Consider the following 21748-nt stretch of genomic DNA (forward strand, 5'->3'; position numbering starts at 1 on the left):
AATCAGGCAGGCTAATGAACAAGCGCGATTAGCTACAGAAGAAATCAGGCAGGCTAATGAACAAGCGCGATTAGCTACAGAAGAAATCAGGCAGGCTGCTGAACAAGCGCGACTAGCTGCTGAACAAGCGCGACTGGCTCAACTGGAGCAAGAGGAGATTTTGAAGGAGATGCGGGAGTCTGCCAAACAAGCGGGACAAATTCGCAGTGAAACCGATTAGTGCAGGAAGCCAATACCAGTTCTACTCCTTTCGGTGCCCGTACTCCGTAGGAGAACCCGTAGGGTAGATTACCGTTTAGGCAGCACCAGGTACACCCAGTACAGAAATGACATCAGTAATTTTACACAGGTAAGAGAGTAAATGATTTTTGACCGAAACAATTTTAGATTTTAAATTTTAGATTTTAAATTGGGGAGCCAATACAGCAAGCGCGTAGCGTGGCACTTTGTGCCATAGTCCTTGTTTCCCAAAAGAGGTACTTGGTGAGACCAGCGCTGCAGGAGGGTCTCCCTCCGTAGGCGACTGGCGAACCCGAAGGGCGTTGATTTTCGGTACAAGCCCCGTCCATCTTTGACGGAATTAATCCAAAATCGTAAATTTAAAAATCTAGGCTTCGTTTCGCTCCGTTCCAAGCAGAGCACTTTTAGGGTGGAGTTAATCCAAAATATAAAATTCTAAATCCAAAATTGATTGACACTTCCACGACTATGAAGATTTTGCTTCGCTTGTAGAATGAACGCGGTTGTGAAGCATTTCACGGGCGCGGAAATGGCATGGAACGCATGCTACATTTGGGACACAACTTGCGTACTGAAACTGCAACTATAAGGTGCTGCTCTCGAAACCAAAAATGTGAGCGGGATCGTCAATTCTATCTAATTCTTCTGAATCAGACGTGCAAAATCTCCTTTATTATAAGCTTCCGCAAGATCCGGGCTGAGACGCATGGCTTGCTTGAAATCCTCCATCGCTCCTTTGTCGTCTTTCTCTTGCAAACGCGCCAAACCCCGGTTGTTGTAAGCTAAGGCAAGGTCTGGTTTGAGGCGAATGGCTTGTGTAAAATCGGCGATCGCCTTCTCATAGTCTTTGGCATTTTGTGTCTTCTGCAAAGACTCTGGATTGATGTATAAAACCGTAGGTGTGTTGGAGTTGAGGCGAATAGATTGATTTGCTGGGGCGAAGTCCCCGATCTTATCTTCTTGTTGCACACGCACCAAACCCCGATTGTTGTAAGCTAAGGCAAAATCTGGTTTGAGGCGAATTGCTTCGTTGTAATCTGCGATCGCTCCAGTATAGTCTTTCTGTTCCTGTCGCGCGTTACCCCGCAACGTATAGTATAGATGTGCCAACTGAGGAAAAAGACTGATGGCTTTGTTGTAATCTCCAATTGCTCCCTGTTGATCTTTGAGGATAAATCGAGCCTTTCCTCGTTCACTATAAAACCAGGCGTTATCAGGCTGGAGTCGCAAAGCGGTGTCGAAATCCTGTGTAAATCCCTGTTGGGAACCCATCATAGCATTGACAATTCCTCGACCAACATAAGCGGGGGCATAGTTAGGTTCTAAGCGTATAGATCCGCTATAGTTTTCCATTGCTGTTTTGTAGTCTTTTTGAACAGTGCGGACATCGCCCAGCTTTTTGTAATAAATATAAGCTGATTCCGGAGCAAAGCGAATCGCTGAGGTGTAATCTTCAATAGCACCCTTGTCATCTTGTAAAATAGAATGCGCAATACCGCGCTTATTATAAATAGCTGCTGAGTCAGGCTCAAGCCGCAGTGCTGTCTCGAAATCTTTGATGAATGCTTTGCGGTTTCCCATCATGGCGTAAACTATCCCCCGATCAACGTAGGCATAGCCATTATCAGCTTGAAGAGTGATAGCCTTATTTAAATCCTCAAGTGCTCCTTGATAATTTTCTTCATTAGACTTGGCGATACCGCGTCGTCGATATGCAAAGGGATTATCAGGTTGAAGCCGCAAAGCTTCGTTAAAATCTTTAATTGCTTGGGTGGTGTCTCCAATAGTAGTTAAAGTTTCACCCCGAAGAATATACTGCAAAGGCTGAGGATTAATTTTAATCGCTTGATCGCAAGCCTTAATCGCTTTTGAGTAATTTCCTAATTCACCCAAAACACTACATAGTCCTCGATAAGCCATGAACTCATCTGGCTTGAGTGAAATCACTTTTTCCAAAGCTTGGCGTGCTTCTTCGTATCGATTCAAGGCAAAAAGCGTATCGCCAAGTTCACGCCAAGCTGGGTCATATGTTCGATTATACGCTCTTGCTTTGTTGAAAGATTCCAGTGCGTCTTTATATTTTTGCTGTAAACGTTGTGCCCTTCCACGTGCATACCAAGCTTGATAAAAGTCTGGCTTGATTTTGATCGCTTTGTCAAAAGCATCTACTGCTTTTTCATACTTTTGCGATCGCAACAATTTATTTCCATAACTGAGCCACTCAAATTCATCCGAATTGTCTTTCGGTGATGCTACATTCAGAGCAGATGTGATAATTGCATCTTGTTGTGGGGCGCTCAATCGCGGTGGCAAAGTCGTGTGTTTTTTTAGATTGAGTTCCAACTTGTCTTGTTGTACCAATGCCAAAAAGGTACGAATAGGTACACCCAAACTATAACCAAGTTGAATTTCCCGTGCCTCACCAGTTCTTTGTTTAATTAAAGTTGGTTCACCTTCTGCTGCTGTATGAATCCCAATGACTCGACCCAAACTATCTAACACTGGGCTACCACTCATACCTTTATCGGTTGAGTTAGTATAAACCAATTCATAACCAAAAGCAAAAGAACGAGAATCCTTAGCCCGATCTATTCCCCCACCATAAAGCAAGCCAGCACTAAACTGACGTTTTGGTTGTGTGGTTAGATCATCTGATGTCGGCATTCCAGACACAAAAACGATTCTGTCTTCATTTTCCAAGTCATAATCAGCCAGAGTCGCCACTTGGTAAGTTTGGTTGCTGGTGAATTGCAACAAAGCTAAATCTGTCCCTTCCCAGGTTTTCACCCCCGTTGTGTTGACTGAATACTGCTGATTATCTGGGGTAACAATTTTCAAGTTGTTCTTGTTTCGCACGACATGACCAGCGGTGAGGACGTAATATGTGTTACCTTGCTTATTAACAATCACTCCCGAGCCATGACTGCTTTCCCAAGTAATTAACACCGTAATTTCTTGGGCAATTTTGTCCACCAGACTTGCTACCAAGGGCGTCGAGTTTGGTGCTGCTTGTTTAAGTGTATTTCTTGCTTGAGGGATTTCCGGTGGAATAATTGGGGGGTCGAACTGCGCTAATGTTTCAATGGGGACTCCCCAACTTGAGCGTTTCATCCGTTCACGTAAGGCGTCATTAGGTTGAGATCCATCCTCATACATATAAGGATCACCCCACAGAGGTTGAGCATGAATACCATTGACACCAATAACCTTACCTTCATTATTTAATACCGGTCCGCCGCTCATACCCTTTTCAATTTCATTGGTGTATCCAATCCGGTATCCCCCTTTCAAAGGGCGTTCTAGCAACAGGGAAACACGCCCACTTGTTGTAATCATCTGCCTCGACACAGATGAATTCTCTTCAAAAGGAAACCCTGCAGCTAACACTTGATCGCCTTCTTGTAATGTTGAGGAATTTCCTAAGGAGGCTACGGCATAGTTTCCTGGTGCACGAAACTGTAATACACTCAAGTCTTTGTTATCATAATTAACATCCTTGAGCAACTGTGCCGGATAATTTCGACCATCGGATGTATAGATTAGATGTTGTTTGCCTGTTTCCAGAACGTGCCGACTGGTGAGAACTGTATACAGTTGACCTTCCTTCTGAATCAAAATCCCAGAACCGCCATTGTTCCCAGAAATAATTTTGACAGTAATAGATTGAGCTAGTTTCCGCAATTGCTCTTGTGACAATTGTGAGGCTTGCTGCTGAGCAAATAGTTTGGCACTAGAAATATTTAGAGGAAGACTTTGTACTGGTAGCATCCATAACGTGCCCATCCAGACAACCAAAGCCAGTAACCGACAATTCATTTGCTCATATCCCATTAATGTCAATTTATTTATAGGGAAATCTGACCGAAACAATTTTAGATTTTAAATTTTAGATTTTAAATTGGGGAGCCAATACAGCAAGCGCATAGCGTGGCACTTTGTGCCATAGTCCTTGTTTCCCTCTCAGTAGCGGAGACGCTACGCTAACACGCTTGTTCTGGCGTTGATTTTCGGTACAAGCCCCGTCCATCTTTGACGGAATTAATCCAAAATCGTAAATTTAAAAATCTAGGTTTTGTTTCGCTCCGCTCCAAGCTCTGCACTTTTAGGGTGGAGTTAATCCAAAATCTAAAATCCTAAATCCAAAATTGATTGACCACTGTTTTGATTTTGCTATCTCACTAAGGGTGAACCGCGAAAGTTAGACGTATTCAAACTAGGATACCTTACTCAGCGTCACTGCGCTCCTCCCTGAGTAATTGATTCATATCAATATAGGTTTGATGAGATTCATCATCAGATTGAACAATCGGACCACTAGCTGTGTAACCCATTTGTCTGAGATTTTCAATCACTTGGCTTGCATCGTCACTTGCTCTGAGTGTGAGTAACAAATAGCTACAAGTTCCACCATATCGACTGGCGGCACATAAAACCTTTTGACCATTCATGGTTCCAGTTGTGAGATAGTTTAGCACACCGTCAACAGAAGCACTTTGAAATCTCGCAGAAACAGCCTCACAACGTGCTCTTTGGGAAAATTTATTATTCCAATTTCTTTGCCAGCTAATGAGTGGAATTTTTCTTCCTAGGGCGTTGCGAGCGTATGTTGTTGGTACGCCATCCCTATTTACACCACAAAAGTATGTATTAACTTGAGCATAGGTAGGGTGAATTATAGTAGTAAAATTGCCAAGTGCGATCGCACTGGCAGCTAGCATATTTGCAAATAATTTGGCCTTCATGGTAGTGCTCTTGTTCCTAATAACGAAGAAGTGATATTAACTACATGCTTGCAATCAATCAATCGTGAGCTTCTCCAAGGGTATGAACAAATATTGTTAGTTAGTATTAATTACGGCATTTTTATTTTAATACTTAATTTTCAGAGGATTCAAATTTCCCAAGATTTTTTTACCAGATAAATTGTCAAGAAAGATACATTTTTTGTAACATCGCCATCCAATTTCATTAACTTATATAGGAATCCGGTTTGATTTGGTGAGACCAGTGCTGCAGGAGGGTTTCCCGACAGAGGCATCTGGTGAGACAGCGCTGCAGGAGGGTCTCCCGACAGAGGCGACTGCGAACCCGAAGGGCGAACCCGATAGCCGTAAGGCGTGGCCGTTCCCACTAGGGTGAATCACAAAGTAGAGACGCTTAACGCTTAAGAAGCAATAAAAGTGTACCTAGCTTCGTCAAAAATCAAATACGAGTCCTATAGCACTGGCAACCTCAACTAGCCAGAGAAATAAAAATCCACCAGATGGCAAAGCATAGCTGGTGCAGATTCTCTTTCCATTACCTCTGCCCCTAATACCATTTCTTTGTAAGGATGCGCCAAATTTTCTTGACTTCTTCTTTCTTTGTGTGCTTTGCGCCCTACCCTGCGGGAAGCCGCTGCGCGTCTACGCGGTTCGTTCCTCATATAATTGGGCGCATGTTCATACAGAATTGGTATAACGGCTGTGAAAATTTTTACAGATCTTTGTTGACTGAACTAATCGGGAAAGATTTCTCCTAAAATCTTCCTTTAACGGGGATGGAAAAAACGGTGCAAAATGATCTAGTTTCAGGGTGAAGCGGTTAACGCCCCCCTGACCAAAATAACTGTACTATCAACACCAGAAGCGATCGCCTCTGGAATATTACCTGTAATTGCGTGTTGCAGCATCCCTTCACGCGAAGCACCTAAAATAACAACATCGTATTGTTCTTGTTTGACCAAATTAATCACACCTTTAGCAACTGAGTCAGATTTAACGGCTGAAGCGAATACAGTACTATTCAATTTGCGGCGACGAATCAGTTGGCGAATAGCTTCTTCCAAAATTCTCATATCTGGTTCTATTTCTGATGGCTTGAATACCCTAGTGAGGCGAACTTTTGGGTCATTTCCCAATGTGACTAAAGCAGGTAATAATTTAATCGCTACCGACGCATTAGGACCACCAGCCATTGGAACAAGCCAACGGTTAAAGGAGTATTGAGGAGTTTGGGGCGTGGGGAGGTTTTCTTGGTGATTGGGGTTGTTGAGTGCTGAATTGGGAGTCAGAAGTTTGGAATTTGGAATCAGATCCTTTGGTTCGTTAAGTGTTTTTCGCGATTTAGAATTGTCTTGTCCCAACTTCACTAGTACCACATCGCAACTGGCACGACGAATGATAGTGTCTACAACATCCCCAAAAATACGACCAGGAGTGGAAGTGCTACCTTTCCACCCCATCAAAAGCAAATCGATGTGTCTTTCTTTAATTGTCTCTAAAATTGCCTGGGCTGGATCATGAGCAACCCGAATTTGCGTATGCACGGGAATTTTGCGCTTTTTGCCCAAAGCTTCTGCCAATCTTAGCAAGCGACGACTTTTCGTTGTTCTGACTGGTGTTTCTGTTGGGGAACTGTGGCGGGAGATAGGCATAATTTGTATGCACTCTATTTCATAATGGCGATCGCGAGCAATAGCTGCTGCCATCTCCAGTAGTGTCACGACTGTTTCCGGATTGGCTATCGGTACTAATATTCTTCCTCTACCAGTACTCGGAGAACGCGTTTGATAAACAACATAAGAAGGTTCTGATCGCGACTTAGATTGCTTGTTTTCACAATTAATATGGTTTGCTTCTGCGCGAATAATATCTGCACGGGTAATGATCCCAATCAATCTACGCCCCTCGACAACTGGTAAGCGACTAATTTGATAGCGATCTAATAAATACAGCACATCGCTGAGGCTATGCGTGGGAGTGACTGTTAAAGGATTGCTAGTCATTATTTCGGTGAGACTCGCATCTTTTGGAAGGTTGCGATCGCGTATTTTTAATACATCACTTTGTGTCACAATTCCTACTAGTTTCCCTTCTTCCACTATCGGAAAACCTCGATGATGAGAACGTGAAAAAGCCTCTACTGTTTCATCCAGAGACGTTTCTACTTCTAGAGTTTCTACCCGTCTTTGCATCACATCTGTTGCTTGTACTTTCGTCAGTAGTCCTTCAATAGGAGCTTGTTTTTGGATAGTGATGCCACTTAGTTCTAAAAGTTTGTCATACAATGACCCAGGCACAATCTTTTCGGCAACTAAGTACGATGTCACAGAGCCAATCATCAAAGGTAGCACCAGATTGAAATCTGTGGTGATCTCAAACACAATCACAATAGCCGTAAATGGCACTTTAGAAACACCACTAAAAAAGGCACCCATTCCTGCCAGTGCATAAGTTGTGGGGTTACCCTCTCCCAAAGCGTAGTGCTGGAAGACACCAATAATGTATCCTAAACAAGAACCTAAGATTAGACTAGGAGCAAATAATCCTCCTGGCGCTCCTGAGCCAAATGCGACCAAGGTAAGGATAAACTGAGCGACAAAGGCAAGCGCTACGATGGAAGGATCAACTTCACCAGTGATTACAAACTGCCGTAACTCACTATTATTCCGGAAAGAAGGTGGTAGGAAAGCAACCACTACACCGGAAATAAACCCAGCTAATGCCACTCGTAACGGCAAGCTGATGTGTAAATTACGGTAAATTCCTTGACTTGCAATCAATCCACGATTAAATAATGCAGCTAGTAACCCCGCTAGGACTCCTAAAATCAGGTAAAAGGGAATTTCTGTGACTGAGAAGGTGGTGGAGTAATGACTTGCTGCTAGATGAAGTTGTAGCCTACCACCGCCCAACAGCCGTGAGACGACGCCACCAATGAACGAGGCAATAATGGCAGTTCCTAAAGTTAATCCCGATAAATCTTGAAGTAATTCCTCGACAACAAATATCATGCCCGCAATCGGGGCATTGAAAGCTGCTGACAACCCAGCACCTGCACCAGCGGCGATCATCTGTCGTCGATGATCTGGGGAGGTAGGAACCCAACGACTCATCCCCGCCGCCAAAGCCGCCCCAATATGAACAGTAGGACCTTGCCGCCCTAATGTCAAACCCGACCCCAAGGCGATAATAGAACTCAATAACTTTACAGCTGCCACACGCCATGACAGTCTAACTGGTGCATTCCCAAGAGAGGCTTTGACTTGTGGAATTCCACCACCAACCGCCTCTGGTGCCAATCTCTCCACGAGTAACCCAGCCAAAAATCCAAAGCAAACACCAACGAGTGGTAAGACAAGCCACGCTGGAAATAAGTAGGAAGAATGAACTCGCCATGCTCCTAACCATCCGACGCTAAATTTAAAGAATACAGCTGATAGAGCAGCGACGACCCCGATAACCGATGCTTCTGCGATCGCTAAACCTCTTCTAGGCTGCCACAAAGTGCGAAAGCTCTGAGTGATCACAAGAGGTAACATATTAATTCAAAATTCGCTGCCTGCGGCACGCTCCGCTAACGTTCAAAATTCAAAAATAAATATCACAGGACTTACCCACGAACAACCTAACCATAGTCATTCCAACCTCTGGGAAGCAATCGCAACCCACTGTTTTTAGTGGCGCGTGTGTAAGTCCTATATAAATATGAAACCGCAAATGCACATAGATAAATTATCTGTGTACATCTGTGCCCATCTGTGATTCCAAATCTCCTAAAACCAGATTTTTGCAACAAACCTATCAAGGTTATCACTTGAATCAAGAAGTCGTCACGAAATTTTTTTTCAATTTTGCTTCCCAGTGCTAGATAACCCTTCTACTAATAAAGATGGAGTGTAACAAGAACCGTTCCAGTCAGCATCGTCACCCAGTTTAACTAGTTGTTTAAGAACTGTATAGACGTTTCCAGCCACCATCGTATCTTTGACGCGCCCAATAATGTGACCATTTTGGACACGATATCCCAAATCAACGTTGATGGAAAAGTCACCAGAAATGCCGCCGTTACTTCCCAGGATTTGATCTACGATTAAGCCATCATCCAGATATTGAATCAATTGTTGTAGCGATTCATCTCCAGGCTGGATGAGGAAATTAAATAAACCAGGAGTAGGATAACTGCCTAAACCGGGGCGAAAACCATTACCTGTGGAAGCCATGTTTAACTGGCGTCCGGTGGTGCGATCGCAGTAAAAATGCTGCAACACACCATCTTGGATAAATACTAAAGATTGGGTTGGGGTACCTTCATCATCAAATGGGCAACTATAAGGTCCTGCGTAGGGATCTTGGTAGAGGGTGAGAATTGGTGACATCACTGGTGTACCAATGCGTTCTACCCAGGGAGAAGCTTTTTCCAAGACTCGCTTGCCATTTAAAGCTGCTTGTACAGTTCCCCAAAGCATATCAGCAGCTTTAGAAGTAAACAAAACTGGAACGCGACCGTTGGGAGATGTAACATTTTCTTTTGCCCAAGCCAACCGCTGTAAAATTTGGTGAGCAACTCTGTCTGGCTGAAGGTTACCTCTTTTGGTTTGACCATCAGAAACGCTCAAAAAGTCGTCACCTCGTACCCACTCTGCTTCTACATAGCAACTCAGGGTTGTGTCGCTATAATGGCAATCTAAACCTTTGGTGTTGACAAGTCTGGTGGTTTCAACATCACATTCCCACTCACTTGTACAAATAACATCTGGATATGCGTCGCGGATGATGGCGATCGCTTGTTTGCCCCACTCGACCAACTTTTCTATGGGTACATCTTCACCCAGGTTTGGGTAAGAAGGCTTAGAATCACCGTTTAATTCCACTGCTTCAGGTTGATTGAGTTGACTTAAGGCTAAAGCACGTTCCACCAATGCTTGCGGTTGCACAGGGCCGTAAGCCACGGCTAATCCGGGACATCCATTGCGCCACAGCCGCAGTGCTGTGCCTTCAGATTGGCTAGTTTCCAACTGCTTGAGGCGATTTGCCTCAAAAAACACAGGTCGAGACAGCGATTTTGACTGATAGACCTCAGCTGCTTCCGCACCCGATTTTATCGAGAGTTCCAGCAGTTGTTCCACCAGAAAATTATTTGGTAATTCTTTATACACCATATTTTCTTGGCTGTGGACTTGGAAATTGGCAATAGGAAATGGATGGTTGTTAGTTGTTAGTTATCAATTGTTGATGACTAACAATTAACCACTCCCCACCAACCTTTATCCATCTAAAAAGTTTGTAAGTTGACTCCCGCTACAGCCAAGGGCTTGGCGGTGCCTTTATCAAATTTACGGCACATTGACCTCTTGCAACAGCCAAAACCCCGCAAAAGATTCTTCTTGAGGATTGGACTGTACTGCGATAAAATGCACCCCATTAGCTTTTTGCTTTGCTTCTTCAAAGCTTTTGGCTTCTGCTAGTGTTTGAGAGTTTTTGAGATTTGCCAAAATCCAGCTTTCAGTTGCACCGGTTTCTAAAAGCAATCTCGGCTCTTCCTTATCATCTAATTTCAACCAGGCTAACTCTAAACCGGAGATCCAACCTGCGATTGGCAATGCTCTTGGTGAGAATATCAAAATACCAGGAATAGGAGTTTCAGGGGAAATTTGCGCCAATTCAAAGGGAAAAGCTTCACCAAAACCTATTTCCCACTCGTGCATTCCCGTAAATTCCGATTGTTGTAAAGTAACAAATATCCACTGCTTTCCTTCCAAAGCGTCTGGTAAGCGTTGGGGTAAAGGGTTATCTAGGCGCACAGATGGATTTGTTCCAGCTTGATAGCCCGGTTCTTGAGGATAAACTTCTTCCATCCGCTGTTCTAGCCATTGGTTAAGCAGCAAAGTGCGGCGACTTGGCTGAGCGGAAATACCTAAATCTTTGCAAGCTTTGGTAATCATATTGTTCATTTGGCGGCGGAAAAAGCGTATTCTTATTGGTGTTTTTCCTGCTTGGCTAATTGCTTCTTCCAACGCAGTCCGCAGCCACACTGAATTCACCTCAGTGCTGGGGCAATATTTCGCAAAGCGAAAGATAGAATCAATTTTCGTTCGGGTTTCCAAAGGAGTTTCGCATACCAAAACTTCCCAAACCTTTTTCTGATTTTCGTCCAGAATCGGACGCGAGTAAAAATCAAGTTCCCAAATACTGCCCATGTGATGCCGTTATGATTTGGCTACTTTCTTATATTTTCATCATACGAGGGTACAGGTAACCTTGGGACAAGTCAAAGGGAGATCAGGGGAATAAGTGAGGGAGTGGAGGAGAAAGGAGAAGGGAGCAGGGAGAAGATGAGAAAATTTTCATCCGTGACTAAATCCATAAATGTGCTGGGCTATGTAGGATAGTCTTGTAATTAATATAACATTTTACGAATGAGCGATAAGCGTTTGCGTAGCGCGCCCTATGCCTGCGGCACGGCTACGCCTATCGGCGCTAGCTTGCTGCCAAAGGCAGATCGCACTCTGAGATAGCAAAACTTAACAAAATTGGCGATTCAAACAGATGAGATTAAGTAGGTCGGCGTAAATAATTATCGTTGAAATAAGGCAGGGAGCCAGTGCGTTGCGGTGAGGCAGCGCGGACGCCACATGCCTAGTAGGTCTCCCAACCTAGGCATGTGGCGGAGCGCGTTAGCTCCGGCCCCCTTAGGGGCTAGCGGAACCGTTCGGCACGGGGCCGTGCCCGTTAGGCGCAGCCGTGGCGTTAGCCATAGGACTCAGGTTTTCCCCGATAGCCCTCCGGGGAGAACCTTCGGTTCCGCTTCGCTAACGCCAGTCGCCTGCGGAGGGAGACCCTCCCGCAGCGCTGGACTCACCGTAAGGCGTGGCGTTAGCCATAGGGCGTTGGGGTTCCCCCCGTTGTAGCACCTGGCTTAACTCATCCCCCGGCTATGAAATTTTCACTCCGTTTAATTTCATAAAAAGCCGGGGGGAAATCGAACTCATTAGTCCTTAGTCGCGAGTCTTAGTAGTTTTAGTTCCTAAGAGGAACCGCTGCGCTACATGATTTTTCGTATTTAATCATACTAATGACTAATGACCAATAACTAATGACTAAGGCGACAAGGCGACAATTCCTCCCCGCTCTAGAACGAACAGGGCAACCGAAGTCGCCTTCTGGTGAGCAGGGGGCTTTTAGCAGGGAGAGAAAAGGTTTAAGCCTTTAGGGCAAAACAAAATTGAACGTCATTACAATGAAGCAGATTTAGCTCATGATATTGAGATAATTAAAGCAGGTTTTTAGAAATTGTGACGGTTGTTTGTAATGCTACGCCATTGATAAATTTTGCAGCTATTAATCGCCTTGATATTTTGGAGACTGCATTTGTCCAAATTGTTATTCCCCAAGCCGTCTATGATGAAACAACAGTTAGAGGATTTCCAGGATCAGAATTTGTGTTGCAAGCAATTGGTTCTAAGTGGTTGCAAGTTCGTTCAGTTTCAACTGTAGCATCCAACATACCGCCAGAATTAGATAACGGTGAACGTGAAGCAATTGCTTTAGTACTAGAAATTGGTGAACGGCGAATTTGGTTGGATGAACGTGAAGCACGCCAAGTTGCTCAAAGTTTGGGATTATAAGTAATTGGTACTTTAGGTGTTCTTTTATTGGCAAAAAATAGAGAGATGATTACACAAGTTCAACCCTTGCTCGATGCTATGATTGATAGCGCTCAATACTGGGTGAATCGCACTCTTTATGAACAAGTCTTACGACAAGCGGGAGAATTAATTAAGTAGGCAACAGATGTGAACCATTCCACCAAAAAAATGACTACTCAGACAAGCATCATATTTGGATTGTCGCGCCATCACTACCACTAGCTAAAGTTCTGCATAGCAAAACTTAACAAAATTGGCGATTCAGACGTTTGAAGGGATTATAGTAGATGACAACGGCTGAGCGACGCCTAACTATGATCTACTGTCTCAACCCCAGTTGCGAGAAGCCCCAAAATCCAGATGGTGCATATTTCTGCCAAAGTTGCGGTATACAATTGATACCTCAGTTGCGAAACCGCTATCGCATTATCCAACCATTGGGAGGGGGGGGATTTGGCAGAACTTTTTTGACAGAAGATGAAGACAAACTGAATGAGCATTGTGTTGTCAAGCAACTCGCACCGCAAGTCCAAGGAACCAGCGCCCTGCATAAAGCAACAGAACTCTTTCAACAAGAAGCGCGGCGTCTGCAACAACTTGGAGAACATCCACAGATTCCAACTTTGTATGCCTACTTTAAAGATGATAACTACTTGTATTTGGTGCAGCAGTTTATCCAAGGGCAAACTTTGCGAGAGGAGTTGAGACAACAGGGACTGTTCGGTGAGGAAAAAATTTGGGAACTGTTGAATGAACTCTTACCTGTGCTCAAATTTGTTCACGAACATCAAGTTATTCATCGGGATATAAAACCAGAAAATATTATTCGTCGTTCCTCCGAAGATGGTAGAAAAGATTTAGTGCTAATTGATTTTGGTGTTGCCAAGCAGTTAACAGTAACTTCTTTAGAGCATACGGGTACAGTTATTGGTTCCTATGGCTATGCACCAATTGAACAAATGAAGTATGGCAGTGCATATCCAGCAAGCGATTTGTTTAGTTTAGGTGTAACTTGCTTTCATCTATTAACAGGAATTCACCCATCTGGGCTTTACATGGAACATGGCTATGGTTGGGTGATGCATTGGCGGCAATATCTCAAGTCTGGCATATCTCCAAAACTGGATCAGGTGTTAGACAAGTTATTACAAAAAGATATTGAGCCTCGTTACCAGTCCGCTGATGAAGTTTTGCAAGACTTACGTCAAAAGCAACAACCAGAAGTCATTCCAGCAAATATGACTGCAACGCGATACACGGGGCGTCAAGCCTCCGGCTTATCGCCTTCAGCAATTTCCTTACAGTCATCAGTTTTTCCCACTGTTCCAAGCACTATTCTTCAACCAAGAACTCAGTGGAATAAATCTCTGCTAATAGGATGTTTTATTACACTTTTTGCGTTAATTGGAATTATTTCTTACTGCCAACTGTTTGGGCGAACTTCAGTCCTAACTGGACATTCAGGTGAAGTTAATTCTTTAGCATTCAACCCTAAAGGTACTACTCTTGCTAGTGGCAGTGATGACAAAACGATCAAACTTTGGAACTTCAACAGAAGAAAAGAAATTCGCACTCTTAAGGGACATAAAGGTATTATTTATTGTGTCGCAATTAGCCGGAATGGTCAAACTCTTGTCAGTGGTAGTCAGGATAACACAATCAAAGTCTGGAATTTGAAGACGGGGCAGGAAATTCGCACTCTTAAAGGACATTCCGGTCTGATTAATTCTGTTGCTATCAGCCCAGATGGTGAAAAAATTGCCAGTGGTAGTTATGATAATACAATCAAAGTCTGGAACTCTAAGACGGGGCAGGAAATCCGCACTCTGACGGGGCATACAAGAGAAGTTCTGTCTGTCGCCATTAGTCCGGACAATCAGAAGCTAGTTAGCGCCAGTGCAGACAGAACTATCAAAGTGTGGAATCTGAATACAGGAAAAGTTATACTCACCCTCAAAGGTCATGAAGGTGATGTGAATGCCCTTGCCATTAGCCCGGATGGTCAATTGTTAGTGAGTGGCAGCGATGATAAAACTGTTAAAGTATGGAATTTCAATACAGGAAGAGAAATACGTACTTTTCGAGAGTATGCAGCTGATGTGAGTGCGATCGCTTTCAACCCAGATGGCAAAACAATTGCTAGTGGTAGCGATGACGGTATAGTTAAAATCTGGAATCTGAGTACAGGAGAGGAAATAACCTCCTTTGGCGCACATACAAGCGAAGTTTTTGCTGTCGCTTTCAGTCCAGATGGCAAAACTTTGGTGAGTGGTGGTAAGGACAAAACTATCAAGATTTGGCCAGTTCCTTAACTCATAATAGCTATCGACCATTGATAATGGCGATCGTTGTTTGCAAGGATAAACCGACACTAGCTGCTAGTTCTTCTAATGCTACTTGTTCGCTTGTACTCGTACTCAGCATTTGAGTTGCGGCTGTGACATAGTCAGGATTTTCAAGATCATTAACGCTCCCACCAGAGGTTGTTTGGGAATTGAGACGATTCGCACTCAGCTTTTGCATTCGGTAAGCGGCAATTTTCGAGGCTTGATGTGCTTGGAGATATGCAACATAGTTTTTTATGATCGCCACTCGTTTTTGGAGCTTGGCTTCATTCCAACGAGCCTCTATGATAGGTAGTTTTTTAATGCTCCTCAGAAGCTTAATCGGATCGATTGTGACGGTGAGGGAAAAACTGTGCTCGCTGACAGATGAAACCTCAGGTAAGGTTAAATTTGTTGTCGTTTGAGACGGCGATAATTCTACGCTCACAACGTCCGAAAAAGCACTCAGTCCCATTTCAGCTTTTGTCTCCTGTACTTGAGCAGAGTTGCGCTGGGCAATGACAACTAACTGCTCAATAATTTTGAGATCTTTTTGCGTAATCTCAGTTTGAAGGGGTTCAGGTTCATTGCTGGCATTTAAGTTCTCTTTGGATGCAATTACAGGAAAAGGAGTACCGACAAGTGTGATGGTAACGAGAATGATCAAACTCTGCATCCAAGATGTTGAGAGCCATTGTGCAATCAGTATGCGGGTTGATTTAATTTGATGCACCACCTATAATTCATAACTCGCCTCCCTTTTGACTATATCAATAGATGACAAAAGTTATTACTAAGGACAAATATAATTTCAATTAAATGAATTTTGAATTACTTATTATCGCGGAGGCGGTAGAATAAACCTAATTTTCCAAGCTTCCAAAGACGAAATATGATAATGCATCCTACCCTCCAAAGTGCATTTGCCAACCGCCGCGCTCTCAAAGTTATCAGTGGCTTGAATAACTTTGATCGCGATACAGTGCGAGCAATTGTCAAAGCAGCCCATCACGGTGGTGCAACTTTTGTTGATATCGCCGCCGATTCTGCTTTGGTACAAATGGCAAAAGAGTTGACAGATTTACCTGTTTGTGTGTCCGCAGTCGAACCAGAGAAATTTGTCCAAGCTGTTGCAGCAGGTGCAGATTTGATTGAAATTGGTAATTTTGATTCTTTTTATGCTCAAGGACGCAAATTCGAGGCTGAGGAAGTTTTAGCACTAACTCACCAAACCCGCGTTCTCCTTCCTGAAATCACCCTTTCTGTGACTGTTCCCCATATTTTGACACTAGATCAGCAGGTACAGTTGGCAGAGGATCTGGTAAAAGCTGGCGCAGATATCATCCAAACCGAAGGTGGAACCAGTAGCAACCCAACTCACCCTGGAACTTTGGGACTCGTTGAAAAAGCTGCTCCTACTTTAGCAGCAGCTTATGAAATTTCTCGTGCGGTGTCAGTTCCAGTGTTGTGTGCTTCTGGTATTTCCAGCGTCACAGCACCTCTGGCTGTTGCTGCTGGTGCAGCGGGTGTTGGTGTTGGTTCTGCTATCAACCAACTCAACAGCGAAGTCGCCATGATTGCTGCTGTACGTGGTTTGGTGGAAGCGTTGGGAACTGTCAGCACTTTTGGTGCGATCGCGTAGCGGCTTCTAAAGGAGCATCGCGTTGAAGTTACGCGATGAGGAAGTGGGAAGCCAAGGAGCTAAAGAGGGAGGGAGCGAAGGAGGGAAAATCTCTTACTTTCTCACTCCCAGCCTACGGCACGAAGCGCCCCGGAGGGGGGCGCTGCGCAAACGCGCTTCACCCCCTCACCCCCTCTACGCCAAACAATCCTTGAGGCTATAAATCACGTGATTTTGCTGTTCTTCTGATAATTCTGGGAACATGGGCAAGGATAAAACTTCCTGGCTAGCTTGTTCAGCTACTGGTAATTGTCCCTCTTTGTATCCCAGATTTTCATAAACTGGCTGTAAGTGTAAAGGGCGGGGATAGTAAATCATTGTGTTTACACCCCGCTCTTGCAATAAACTCTGAATCGAGTCCCTTTTGTTGTCTTGTACGCGAATGGTGTACTGATTCCAAACTCCCATACCTCCAGCCAATTCTTGGGGTACAATCAGACCAGGAATTTGATTTAGGTACTGGTGATAACGAATAGCAACTTGCCGCCGCTGATTATTCCAAAAATCTAGATATCGCAGCTTAATTTGAAGAATAGCCGCTTGCATAGCATCCAAACGGCTGTTGACACCAATTTCCTCACAATGATATCGATTTTTTTGACCGTGCTCTTTTAAGAATCGTAACCGGGCTGCGATTTCGGGATCGTTAGTTGTGATTGCTCCGCCGTCACCGCACGCACCGAGATTTTTGGTAGGGTAAAAACTAAAGCAACCGATGTGTCCAATACTTCCTACCTTTTGCCCGACCCAGTTTGCCCCTGTAGACTGAGCACAATCTTCTATTACGACTAAATTGTGTGCTTTTGCTACATTCATCAATGCAGCCATATCCACAGGTTGACCAAACAAGTTAACTGGGATAACTGCTTTGGTTTGGCGCGTGATTGCAGCTGCGACTTGGTTTACATCTAGATTAAACGTAGTCGCATCGATATCAACAAACACTGGTTTCGCACCCACAGCACTGATAACCTCAGCAGTGGCGATAAAAGTAAATGGTGTCGTAATCACTTCATCGCCTGCACCAATGTTTAAAGCTTTAAGTGCTAAGAAAAGAGCATCAGTACCTGAGTTGCATGTTACACATTCAGTGACACCAATATATGTGGCGAACTGTTGCTCAAAGCCTGCTACTATAGGACCGCCAATATAACGACCAGAAGCAAGAACCTCTAAAACAGCTGCGCTGACTTCTGCTTCTATAATGGTGTATTGTTGCTTAATATCAAAAGCTGGTACGGAATGATTTAGACTTTGAACCATGAGATTTTATCTTAACTTCAAGATAGATACTGACGTTAGATTTGGTGCCCCTGATCGTTTTGAATCAAAAAGCTCGTGAAAGTCTTCTTCCTCAAATTCACATTATTTAAGAGTTTTCACGGAAGTTTTTTTTCAAAAAGGTTACTATCTTCTAGGGTGCAAGGAATTGTATATCCACCAAGAATCAATACCGAATATGAAAGTTCCCGGTGAGTACTTTTAGAGGAACAGGGAATAAAGGACTGAGCACGCATAGTGCAACCTATTACCTGTAACCTGTAATCTATACCTTATAACGTATATGTACAAGAGGTAGAAAACCAATGCAGGAGCTGATCAAGCTAGATTTCGTCGATTTGGCTTTTGCTGTTGGATTGATGGGCGCAGCCATAGCTTTATCCGCGTGGGAACGAATAGGATTAGAGTTCAATTTAGCCCTCGCAACAGGCAGAACTTTCCTACAATTAGCCGTATTGGGATATGTTTTGGAGTTCATCTTTGCTTTAGATAATCCTTGGGCAGTTTTGGCGATATTAGCAGTTATGCTGACGATTTCAGCAATTGTCGCACGAAATCGTATTACTCAAAAAATACCGCAGATGTTGCCCTTGGTGTGGGGATCAATTTTGCTCAGTACAACCATAACACTGGTTTATACTAATGTACTGATTCTTCAACCAGACCGATGGTTTGAGCCACAGTATGTGATTTCTCTAGGAGGAATAGTATTAGGTAATGCAATGAACGCCGCTGCGCTGGCTGGAGAACGTCTTGTTAGTATTATGAATGCAACTCACTTAGAAATAGAAACTCATTTAAGCTTGGGTGCAACTCCACAACAGGCGATCGCACAATATCGTAAAGATGCTGTTCGCGCTGGATTGATTCCTACTCTTAATCAGATGATGATTATTGCTATGGTGACGCTACCAGGAATTATCACTGGTCAGTTACTCAGTGGCATTAATGCTCGCGAAGCTGCATCTTACCAAATTTTGATTATGTTTATGGTTGCTTTTGCCAATTTGCTGACAATATTGTTAGTCACTCGGGGAATATGTCGTCAATATTTTAATTCCACCGCCCAGCTGGTGAGATAAAGGCGTAACTTATACCAAATTGCATTCTCACTTGGATGTTTGGGCAGTAGTTTCGAGCTTAGTTGACTTACTTGTGTGTACCTAGCGATGTATATTCTAATCAGTCATAAGAAAGAGACCCTTATTTATTTTTTATCGCTAGGATAAATTTAATCTTGTATTCACAACACTTTGGGTCATCTACATATAATCGGTAAAAACTATGGAACCTCTGATGGTTGAAAAAGAGACTCATTCTCAACCTGATGCCAAAAATCACCGGTACATTGCTAAAGCTGCCGTAGCATTAACGGTGCTACTAGCATTAGTATTGCAAGTAATAACGCAGGAAATTAGTTTGGGAATCACGGAATGCCTAGCAAAGGAACTTGCGGTATCCTCTTTACTCGTGCAACACTACTCAATAGCTACTTTGCGCAAGATTTTATTATTCGGGGTAGATTTATTTCTGGCTATTTAGCTCATCTCATGCATACTATTCAAAATAACAAAAAACCCCGTTTAGGATCTGCTAGACGGGGTCTATTTTTGTCTTGCGCTGTATGAGATAACCAAAGCTACAGCTTTGGTATTAAACCGAGTTGCTGAAGAACACCCAAAGCATCTTCTTGCTCTAGCTCTTCGGTGATTTTGCCTTCGACAATGCGGTAAATTATAATTCCTGTCCACGATACTGACTTTTCTGTTGGAGGGAGGTTTAGAACCTTTATCTCTCCCTTATGAGTGCCTTGAGCAGTCCAGCTGATCGCAACCTTGTCCCCTTCAGCAATTGCATCTGTAATTGTAAACTGTAGATTGGGGAAACCAGTGTGAATGTCAGCGACCCATGATTTAAAACCCTCACAATCAAGTGTTCTGTGGAAGTATTGGGTAGTAAACCTTGAAGTCATCGCTAGCAAGTTCGTCTACTACAGCCAAATTTCCCTTTCCCCATGTCTGTTCACAGAATTGTAGGGCGATTTCTTTGTTTTGTTGTGCTGACATGACTAGTTATGTGACTATTGTAAGTTTCCTTTTGGGATTTGACTAATTTTATAGCTACCATAACCGATTTTTCTGCTTGCACAGACTTTACCTTGTACATTTGTATCAATGTATTAACAAATATATTTGTTATTATACGTACTATAGAAATCCTAAATCATTGATGAACAACAAGATTACTGACTTATAAGAAATGTAAAAAAATTAAAAGTTTCTATTGTTACAGAATGTGTGGAAAAATTTTAGCAAAATTACAGAGGTAAGTAATGATGTTATATTTTAGTAAAAAACTAATTTATGATAAAAATCAATAAATGTATCTTATCGATTTAAGAAACTAAATAAAATTGATAAAAAAATAGAAAGATTTCTAGTCAAAAAAAGCTTTATCCTGCAATTAGGGGGCAGCGTGAATGTTTTGGACAGCACTGCAGCCACCTTTATGATGTGGCAAAAAGGTCTGTGTCAATGGATTTATTAGAATACCAAGTGAAAGAATGGTTTGCGAACATAGGCATTCCTGTATTGCCTTCGCAACGAATTGACCATCCCACGGATTTAAAACGTTTAAAAATTCGCTACCCAATTGTTCTGAAATCTCAAGTCAATGCGGTGGAACGAGCAAAAGTAGGTGGAGTCAGGTTTGTAGGAACGACAATTGATGCGATCGCCGCAGCACGAAGTATCTTTAATTTGCCAATTTTAGGACAATTGCCAGAAGTGTTACTGGCAGAAACTAAGTACGAAACTGAACAAGAATTTTATCTTGCTGTGGTCTTGGATACAGCTGTCTGCCGTCCTATACTTTTAGGTTGTACTGAAGCAGAGGACATAGATTGGGAATCAGCAGATGAAAAAATGCACTACGTCGTTGTTGAACAAGAGTTTTCCCCATTTTATGCTCGACAACTAGCGTTGAAAATGGGCTTGCAAGGTGCATTGATACAGTCAGTGAGCACTGTTGTTGAGAAGATGTACCACTTATTTGTAGAAAAAGACTTGGACTTGGTGGAAATCAATCCTTTAGGTGTAAGTGCCTCTGGTCAAGTTATGGCGCTTAATGGTAACGTCAGCGTTAACGAACGAGCAATTGGTCGCCATCCAAATATCGCTGATATGGCACAAGCAATGGTAAATCCTTATACCAGTAGCGATACAATCAGGAATTTGGGCAACTGGGATGTAGTAGAAATGCACGGTAAAATTGCCATTTTGGGCAATGGTGCTGGATTGGTAATGGCAACTTTAGACTTGGTGGTTAATAGTGGTGGGAAGCCTGGGGTATGTTTGAACCTTCGCCATGCGTCTGTTACTGATGCCTCACCAACTACCTTTAAGAGTCGCTTGGAAAAAGCTTTAAAAAACATAGCTACTGATAAAAGTATTCAGGTAATACTCATTAATTTCTTAGGTAGCATTTCTCAAGGTAGCGAAGTTTCTCAAGTCATTGGCGAGTTTGTAGAAAATAGTATGAGTGAAGCTCAACTATTGATGGCTAAGTCAAATGGCGGTAAACGTCGAGAGAACAATTTTCCCCGCTTAGTCGTCCGTCTTGCTGGTTCTGAGTTCGATACAGCAAGAATTGATATAGCCGCACTGAAAACTCCAACTGATACGTCGATAACGGTAGTCGAAAATTTAGATGAGGGCGTAGCAGAAGCAATCCGTTTGGCTAAATCAACAGCACATAGAAGGTTTTAACTAATTCACCTATAGGACTACTGTTTGATTTTTGCGAAGCTTGGTA

The 21748-nt window shown here is 43.2% G+C and carries 14 protein-coding genes and 2 pseudogenes; 7 read left to right on the forward strand and 9 right to left on the reverse strand.

Annotation, left to right across the window (positions count from 1 at the left end; all coding sequences use genetic code 11):
- A pseudogene (locus AC5JM2_RS22960) lies at positions 1-220 on the forward strand (hypothetical protein); the annotation flags it as partial.
- A 656-nt stretch (positions 221-876) separates the two neighbouring features.
- Here the strand turns inward: AC5JM2_RS22960 and AC5JM2_RS22965 are convergent.
- From AC5JM2_RS22965 to AC5JM2_RS22990, 6 genes are all read right to left on the reverse strand, one after another.
- Positions 877-4071, reverse strand: a complete 3195-nt coding sequence (locus AC5JM2_RS22965; RefSeq protein WP_495837135.1) for a tetratricopeptide repeat protein — start codon at positions 4069-4071, stop codon at positions 877-879.
- A 392-nt stretch (positions 4072-4463) separates the two neighbouring features.
- A complete protein-coding gene (locus AC5JM2_RS22970; RefSeq protein ID WP_495837136.1) occupies positions 4464-4982 on the reverse strand; it encodes a COP23 domain-containing protein in 519 nt (172 codons plus the stop codon).
- Between the two features lie 494 nt (positions 4983-5476).
- Positions 5477-5665, reverse strand: a complete 189-nt coding sequence (locus tag AC5JM2_RS22975; protein WP_495837137.1) for a hypothetical protein — start codon at positions 5663-5665, stop codon at positions 5477-5479.
- A gap of 144 nt (positions 5666-5809) precedes the next feature.
- Positions 5810-8542 carry a chloride channel protein gene (locus tag AC5JM2_RS22980; RefSeq protein WP_495837138.1) on the reverse strand — a complete coding sequence of 911 codons (2733 nt, stop codon included), beginning with the start codon at positions 8540-8542 and terminating at the stop codon, positions 5810-5812.
- A 306-nt stretch (positions 8543-8848) separates the two neighbouring features.
- Positions 8849-10162 (reverse strand): TldD/PmbA family protein, encoded by a 1314-nt coding sequence (locus AC5JM2_RS22985; protein ID WP_495837139.1) that lies wholly within the window; start codon positions 10160-10162, stop codon positions 8849-8851.
- Positions 10163-10336: 174 nt separating this feature from the next.
- Complete coding sequence (locus AC5JM2_RS22990; protein ID WP_495837140.1) at positions 10337-11200, reverse strand: Tab2/Atab2 family RNA-binding protein; 864 nt, start codon at positions 11198-11200, stop codon at positions 10337-10339.
- 1095 nt (positions 11201-12295) lie between these two features.
- Between AC5JM2_RS22990 and AC5JM2_RS22995 the strand changes: the two are divergent.
- Positions 12296-12787, forward strand: a pseudogene (locus tag AC5JM2_RS22995) (PIN domain-containing protein).
- 176 nt (positions 12788-12963) lie between these two features.
- Positions 12964-14961, forward strand: coding sequence for a protein kinase domain-containing protein (locus AC5JM2_RS23000; protein ID WP_495837230.1), 1998 nt, complete (start codon positions 12964-12966; stop codon positions 14959-14961).
- Positions 14962-14971: 10 nt separating this feature from the next.
- Here AC5JM2_RS23000 and AC5JM2_RS23005 read toward each other — a convergent pair whose 3' ends face one another.
- Positions 14972-15709 carry a hypothetical protein gene (locus AC5JM2_RS23005; protein ID WP_495837141.1) on the reverse strand — a complete coding sequence of 246 codons (738 nt, stop codon included), beginning with the start codon at positions 15707-15709 and terminating at the stop codon, positions 14972-14974.
- A gap of 156 nt (positions 15710-15865) precedes the next feature.
- Between AC5JM2_RS23005 and AC5JM2_RS23010 the strand changes: the two genes are divergently transcribed.
- Positions 15866-16615 carry a DUF561 domain-containing protein gene (locus AC5JM2_RS23010; RefSeq protein ID WP_495837142.1) on the forward strand — a complete coding sequence of 250 codons (750 nt, stop codon included), beginning with the start codon at positions 15866-15868 and terminating at the stop codon, positions 16613-16615.
- Between the two features lie 174 nt (positions 16616-16789).
- Here the strand turns inward: AC5JM2_RS23010 and AC5JM2_RS23015 are convergent, their stop codons facing one another.
- The gene (locus AC5JM2_RS23015; protein WP_495837143.1) at positions 16790-17917 is read right to left on the reverse strand and encodes a DegT/DnrJ/EryC1/StrS family aminotransferase; all 1128 of its coding nucleotides are present in this window, start codon (positions 17915-17917) and stop codon (positions 16790-16792) included.
- Between the two features lie 323 nt (positions 17918-18240).
- Between AC5JM2_RS23015 and AC5JM2_RS23020 the strand changes: the two genes are divergently transcribed.
- Together AC5JM2_RS23020 and AC5JM2_RS23025 are read left to right on the forward strand one after the other, a co-directional pair.
- The gene (locus tag AC5JM2_RS23020; protein WP_495837144.1) at positions 18241-19017 is read left to right on the forward strand and encodes an ABC transporter permease; all 777 of its coding nucleotides are present in this window, start codon (positions 18241-18243) and stop codon (positions 19015-19017) included.
- Between the two features lie 202 nt (positions 19018-19219).
- Positions 19220-19477 (forward strand): hypothetical protein, encoded by a 258-nt coding sequence (locus tag AC5JM2_RS23025; protein ID WP_495837145.1) that lies wholly within the window; start codon positions 19220-19222, stop codon positions 19475-19477.
- 97 nt (positions 19478-19574) lie between these two features.
- Here AC5JM2_RS23025 and AC5JM2_RS23030 read toward each other — a convergent pair whose 3' ends face one another.
- Positions 19575-19907 (reverse strand): ester cyclase, encoded by a 333-nt coding sequence (locus tag AC5JM2_RS23030; protein ID WP_495837146.1) that lies wholly within the window; start codon positions 19905-19907, stop codon positions 19575-19577.
- A 562-nt stretch (positions 19908-20469) separates the two neighbouring features.
- On the opposite strand from AC5JM2_RS23030, the gene AC5JM2_RS23035 reads away from it, so the two are divergent.
- Positions 20470-21702: an ATP-grasp domain-containing protein gene (locus AC5JM2_RS23035; RefSeq protein ID WP_495837147.1), complete on the forward strand. Its 1233-nt coding sequence runs from the start codon at positions 20470-20472 to the stop codon at positions 21700-21702.
- The last annotated feature ends 46 nt before the right edge of the window (positions 21703-21748 follow it).

The sequence above is a fragment of the Brasilonema angustatum genome (assembly GCF_059505445.1).

Bases quoted from the DNA above. Each gene is read 5' to 3' on its own strand.
- AC5JM2_RS22965 (WP_495837135.1), bottom strand. From the start codon at position 4,071: ATGGGATATGAGCAAATGAATTGTCGGTTACTGGCTTTGGTTGTCTGG.
- AC5JM2_RS22970 (WP_495837136.1), bottom strand. From the start codon at position 4,982: ATGAAGGCCAAATTATTTGCAAATATGCTAGCTGCCAGTGCGATCGCA.
- AC5JM2_RS22975 (WP_495837137.1), bottom strand. From the start codon at position 5,665: ATGAGGAACGAACCGCGTAGACGCGCAGCGGCTTCCCGCAGGGTAGGG.
- AC5JM2_RS22980 (WP_495837138.1), bottom strand. From the start codon at position 8,542: ATGTTACCTCTTGTGATCACTCAGAGCTTTCGCACTTTGTGGCAGCCT.
- AC5JM2_RS22985 (WP_495837139.1), bottom strand. From the start codon at position 10,162: ATGGTGTATAAAGAATTACCAAATAATTTTCTGGTGGAACAACTGCTG.
- AC5JM2_RS22990 (WP_495837140.1), bottom strand. From the start codon at position 11,200: ATGGGCAGTATTTGGGAACTTGATTTTTACTCGCGTCCGATTCTGGAC.
- AC5JM2_RS23000 (WP_495837230.1), top strand. From the start codon at position 12,964: ATGATCTACTGTCTCAACCCCAGTTGCGAGAAGCCCCAAAATCCAGAT.
- AC5JM2_RS23010 (WP_495837142.1), top strand. From the start codon at position 15,866: ATGATAATGCATCCTACCCTCCAAAGTGCATTTGCCAACCGCCGCGCT.
- AC5JM2_RS23015 (WP_495837143.1), bottom strand. From the start codon at position 17,917: ATGGTTCAAAGTCTAAATCATTCCGTACCAGCTTTTGATATTAAGCAA.
- AC5JM2_RS23020 (WP_495837144.1), top strand. From the start codon at position 18,241: ATGCAGGAGCTGATCAAGCTAGATTTCGTCGATTTGGCTTTTGCTGTT.
- AC5JM2_RS23025 (WP_495837145.1), top strand. From the start codon at position 19,220: ATGGAACCTCTGATGGTTGAAAAAGAGACTCATTCTCAACCTGATGCC.
- AC5JM2_RS23030 (WP_495837146.1), bottom strand. From the start codon at position 19,907: ATGACTTCAAGGTTTACTACCCAATACTTCCACAGAACACTTGATTGT.
- AC5JM2_RS23035 (WP_495837147.1), top strand. From the start codon at position 20,470: ATGGATTTATTAGAATACCAAGTGAAAGAATGGTTTGCGAACATAGGC.